At 60.5% G+C, this 5,241-nt stretch carries 3 protein-coding genes and 1 pseudogene; 3 read left to right on the top strand and 1 reads right to left on the bottom strand.

Going from position 1 to position 5,241, the window contains the following annotated elements; all coding sequences use genetic code 11:
- Nucleotides 1–225: 225 nt before the first annotated feature.
- From HP546_RS25405 to HP546_RS25395, 3 genes are read left to right on the top strand one after another with little or no spacing between them, the layout of a single operon-like run.
- Nucleotides 226–939 carry a fimbria/pilus chaperone family protein gene (locus HP546_RS25405; protein WP_172231129.1) on the top strand — a complete coding sequence of 238 codons (714 nt, stop codon included), beginning with the start codon at nucleotides 226–228 and terminating at the stop codon, nucleotides 937–939.
- A gap of 44 nt (nucleotides 940–983) precedes the next feature.
- Nucleotides 984–3,335 (top strand): fimbria/pilus outer membrane usher protein, encoded by a 2,352-nt coding sequence (locus HP546_RS25400; protein WP_172231126.1) that lies wholly within the window; start codon nucleotides 984–986, stop codon nucleotides 3,333–3,335.
- Nucleotides 3,301–4,494 (top strand): DUF1120 domain-containing protein, encoded by a 1,194-nt coding sequence (locus tag HP546_RS25395; RefSeq protein WP_172231107.1) that lies wholly within the window; start codon nucleotides 3,301–3,303, stop codon nucleotides 4,492–4,494. Before HP546_RS25400 ends, HP546_RS25395 begins: the two co-directional genes overlap by 35 nt.
- Nucleotides 4,495–4,527: 33 nt before the next feature.
- Here HP546_RS25395 and HP546_RS25390 read toward each other — a convergent pair.
- Nucleotides 4,528–5,241: pseudogene (locus tag HP546_RS25390) on the bottom strand (beta-(1-3)-glucosyl transferase); the annotation flags it as partial.

The raw sequence follows: 5,241 nt of genomic DNA, 5'->3' as shown, positions 1-5,241 counted from the left end.
CATCCGGAATCTGACCGCTGATTTGCAGATTGACATGAACATTGCTGCGTTGAGGAACCTCACCGTGACCGATGACGTAAAGATCGATGGCGCTTCGACCATCGAACTGTCCTATCTGTGATCAAGCGCTGACGTCAAGCCTACAACGTTGACGATAAGCGCATTGGGGCCTTGACGTGCTCGCTGCTCCAGGGCGGCGAGCACGTTTCTTGTAGAGATTCGAGTTTGAGCATATTGATCCGTTTACTGTTGAGTGCGGGCGGCCTGCTGCTGTCGGGCAGTGCAGCACAGGCTGCTGGCATGGTCCCGGAAACTTCGGTGGTGATCGTCAACGAAGCCGATGGCGAGGCAACGATCACGGTACGCAATGAAGACCCCACCCCCGCGCTGTTGCTCGTCACCCTGCAGAACCTGCCTGAAGACCTGGAGCCATTGCTGTTTCTCTCCCAGCCCGCGTGGCGCGTCGAGGCGGGCGAGGAGCAGCGGGTAAGGTTTATGTTGCGTGCAACTGCGCCCCTGCAAGTCCAGCGTTTGAAACGGGTGATATTCGAAGGCGTTCAGCAGCAAAAACTGACAGGTGAGCGTATCGCCAAGGTCGGGGTGAGCGTGAGGCAGAACCTGCCTGTCATCATCCATCCCAAGGGGCTTGCTGCCAATCGCTCACCGTGGGAGGGCTTGCAGTGGCGCTACCACGGCCAAGGTGTACAGGTTGAGAACCCGACTCCCTATGTGGTGCGGCTGGCGCAGGAAGTCAGGTTGATGCCCGCGGACGAGCAAGCGTATTTGCCGCGCACCTACATATTGCCCGGCGAATCGCTAGTGCTTCGGCTGGACGCGGCAGCCCGACGGGATAATCGCAGCGTAAAGCTGTTCCCGGCCACGGTGTACGGCTATGCCGTAGATGAATTCGAGGCACCGTTAGGCAGGGGGAACGGTTGAGTGGGGGCGCGGGAAAGTGCCGGGCGGTTGGCTGGCGTTGGCCAGTGGCGCTTTTCTTTGCTGTTTATCTTCTTGAGTGCAGCGCCAGTGACGGCGTCGCGTTCGACCTCGAACTATTGCGTCAGAGAGGCTTGAGTGAAGAGCTGGCGTCTTACTTTCAGGACATCGCCCGGTTTACCCCCGGCAATCACACCGTAAGCCTGGAGGTAAATGGCGATCGAGCAGGACAAGCACAGGCACGCTTTCTCGATGATGGCAGTTTGTGCATCGACTCCGCTTTGCTGGAAGCCGGAGGCATACAGGTGCCGGCCGGCGCGTCAGATACGGCTGCTGACTTGTGCATCGACCTGTTGGCGGATTACCCACAGAGCCAGATAAACGCAGACCCGCAATCCGCCAGTGTATCCATGGTCGTGCCGGCACAAGCGCTGCGCAAGTCCGCTGCAGGCCATGATTTATCGGCGTTTGCCACTGGTGGGTTAGCCGGCATGTTCAATTACGATGTGACGATGCTGGATACACGCTTCAAGGATGGCAGCAGCAGAGCCTGGACCGCGCTTACCGAGCCGGGTTTCAACCTCGGTGACTGGATCGTGCGCAGCCGTCAGGTTGCCAGCATTGGCCAGCAGTCCAGGCAGTTCAACGCGCTTAATGCCTACGCGCAACGAACGTTCGCCGGGCAGGCGGCGGTTTTGCAGGTTGGCCAGATCCACCTGGGCAACCCTGTGCTCGCTGGTGTATCTGTTGACGGCTTTCAGGTGTTCCCTGAGCAGGCCTTGGGGCATCTGCAGCAGCGCCGTGCGGTTCAAGGCATCGCCAAGACCCAGGCGAGGGTGGAGATCTTTCAGCGCAATCGGCTGGTGTACGCGACAGTCGTGCCGCCGGGCCCGTTTTCCATCGAAAGCCCTGCGCCAGTCGATGCCTTTGCTGAACTGGAAATGACCATCCATGAAGCGGACGGCGAGCAGCGACGTGTGACCTTGCCCGCTACGCCCATGACTGGCAGCTTGTCGGGGGGGTACCAGTTCGGTGTCGGTCAACTGCGCCACAGCAGTGCGGCTTCGCCCTGGGTGCTGAGCGCCGGGTGGAGCGGGAGTGTGCTCGATGGCGTGGCCTTTGGTGGCGGCATGCTTGCAACCGATGGTTATCAGGCAACAGGGTTTGCACTGGGCGTTCAGCCATGGACGCAAGCTCAGATGCAGTGGTCAATCGGCTATTCGCAGCCTCGACGCCAGAAAGCAGGAATGCAAAGTCAGGTTACCCTCAGCCAGCAGCTAGCCGAAGGGTGGGCGGCAAGTTTCAGCTACGCGGTGCAGAGCCCGCACTATCAAGACATCCAACAGGCGCTGGAGCCGTCACGCAGCTTGAACGGGGTGCAGGATTACCTTGGCGTCGGCTTGTCATGGCAAGGGGGCGCGCTGGGGAACTTCAGTATTGGCGGCAGCCAGTCGCGTGCGGGTAGCGGTCAGGTCAGCACCCAGGCAAATTTCGGCTGGGGAACAACGCTGAAGCGGGTTTCGCTGAATGCGGGCATGGAATGGAGGCTCAGCGGGGCAGGTGAGCAGGGGCGCTTGCTGTATCTGAGCGCCAGTCTGCCATTGGGCAGCAAGCGCAGGCTGTACGCATCGAGCCGAGGTAGCGCCGGCAATTACCGCTCATCCATCAACCTGCGGGAACGTGTCAATGAATCGTTCAGCTATCGCCTGGGAGGCAGCCATGCAGGCAATGACCCGGTGTTGCGACCCAGCCTCGGCGCTTCATGGCTGGCGCCATTCGGCCAGATGCAGCTGGATTACTCGGCCACCGGCAGCAGTGCACAAACCCTCGCTGCCAACCTGCGTGGCGGCGCAGTGGGGCATGCAGATGGCATCACGTTATCGCCTTACCCGATACAGGATACCTACGCACTCATCGAAGTCGGTGATCTTGCAGGTGTGAAAATCGACACGCCAAGTGGGCCCGTGTGGACCGATGGCGAAGGACGAGCAGTGGCCTCGCAGGTTCGCCCATACGCTGACAATCGTCTGCAAGTACAGCCCCGGAGCCTGCCACGTAGTGTCGATCTGGCCAACAGCCAGGGCATTGTAAGGGCCGGTCGAGGGGCATTTTCGCATTTGCGTTTCGCTGTAGAGCGCACTCGACGTGTCTTGCTACAAACACTGCACGTTGGCGGGCAGCCCGTGGCGGACAGCTCGATGGTAGTGGATGCCAACGGCAGCTTCGTGACGATGGTGCAGGCCGGTGGCTTGATATTCCTGCATGACTTTCAGGAGAACGAGCGCTATCAGGTGACCTCGCCAGGCGGACCTGGCTGTGCACTGGAGTTTACCCTCAGCGACAATCCGGAGCCGGATCAATACTATGAAACGACCACGGCCCTTTGCCATGCGATATGAGTTCTTGTGCAGGATGCGCCCCTTTCGCGACCGCCGCGGCGCGCTGCTTTTGCTGAGCGGGTGCCTGGGGATGTTGTTGATGGGAGTGGCCGGATCTGTCGCCGCGCAGGGCTGTCAGATCTTGCTCAGCCAGCCCGTTATCGAGTTTGGCCAGGTCAACAGGACTCAGTTGCAAAAGCATGGGAATCAATACCTGTTTGCCGCGAAACATCTGCAACTGACGGTTCAGTGCTCCAGAAGAACCGACATGCTCCTGAACTATCTGGCTGCCGGCACCTATGGTGATAGCTATGGCTTTGGCGAGCGAGGACAGTATTCAATGCAACTGTCTGACGCACAGCTCGATGGCCAACCGGTCATGCTGGGTGCATCCAGGGACCCGCGTGGCCCCTGGATGCAAAAAGGCGACCGGATTCGCTGGGTGCCAGGCATGCAGGTCACGCCATTGCTTGCAGATGTAGCGCTTCAAGGCACAAATTTCACGGCTCGCCTTACAATCCAGGGCTGGCTCGATGCAGCGTCGAACTTGTCAAACGCCGACGAGTTGCACGCAGGTGGTGTGTTGGAAGTCGATGGCGCAACTGCAGCCTTGGCGTTACAGGCAAGTGTCGTCCCAGCAGCTTGCAAGCTGTTCTTGGGTCATGACGGTGTGGTGGACTTCGGCCTCATTGAATCTGGACAGCTATCGGCTGGCAAAACCACCACTTTGCGACGCTCGTTGCCTGCTGCCGTGACCTGCGACGGCCTCACTCGTTTCGCTCTGCGCGCGGTGGACAACCGCCAGCCCGGCTTGATCAGTCACGTCAAAGACGTAGCACGCTCCGCCCTGTTTGGCGCAGGTAAAAAGACCAGTGACGGCCTGGCATGGTCTTTACAGCTTGAGGGGCCGGCGCTAGGGGATGGGCAGGTGCTCCAGCCGCTCTACTCCCCGCAGAGTGGTGCAGGCTGGCAGCCAGGCCCGGGAGCTGCGTTCTTTCATAACGACGGTCGTTTGCTGGGGTTTGCCCTCAGTAACCGCGCAGCAGCCGGACCTGCCTTGATCAGGCAGCTCGAGGCTATGCTGATGGTCGAGTTGTACATTGCTCCTTTGCGTCAACTCGACCTGCGCGACGAGACTGCCGTCGACGGGGCGGCCACGCTGGAGATCGTCTATTTGTAAGCCCGAACTATGCCAGGTGGCCGCAAGTTTCCGTTATGTGTGCGCCGTTTGCGCCTCGGCCTCCGGCTTTGGCAGCGACGACAGCAAGGCCATCACCAACGCTGCCAGGTACGGCAACGACTGCACCAGCAACATCGCCACCCAGAAGCGCATGTCCGAGCTCGGCAGCCCCTGAACCAGGTAGATGCCCAGCGCTGCGCCCCACAGCAGCAACATGATGAACAGCTCCTCCCGCGCCTCGGAAATCGCCACCAGCAGCCCATGACTGTCAGCATGCTTGGGCGTGCGGATGAACGGCATGCTGCTGGTGAAGAAGCCATACAGCACTGCCTTGGCGATGGTATGCGACAGCGCCAGCCCGGCCAGCGCCGCAGCGAAGGCGTCCTTCAGATTCACCCCCACCGCACGGCGGTAGAGGAAGATGATCTTGCCCACCTTGAAGAAGAACAGCGCCAGCGGCGGGATGGCGAAAATCATCAGCGGCGGGTCGACCCGGTGTGGCACGATGATCATCGCCGCCGACCACAACAATGCGCCGATCGTGAAGAAGATGTTCATGCCATCGGCAATCCATGGCAGCCAGCCGGCCAGGAAGTGGTAGCGCTGGCCACGGGTCAGCTCGCTGCCCTTGCCGCGCAGCAGGGCGCTGGCGTGGTGCTTGATGATCTGGATGGCGCCGTAGGCCCAGCGGAAGCGCTGCTTCTTGAAGTCGATGAAGGTGTCGGGCATCAGGCCCTTGCCATAGCT

It is taken from the genome of Pseudomonas sp. CM25 (genome assembly GCF_013179705.1).
GTDB lineage: Bacteria > Pseudomonadota > Gammaproteobacteria > Pseudomonadales > Pseudomonadaceae > Aquipseudomonas.
Note: the sequence above shows the minus strand (reverse complement) of the source record. Positions and strands in the feature narration are given on the sequence as shown.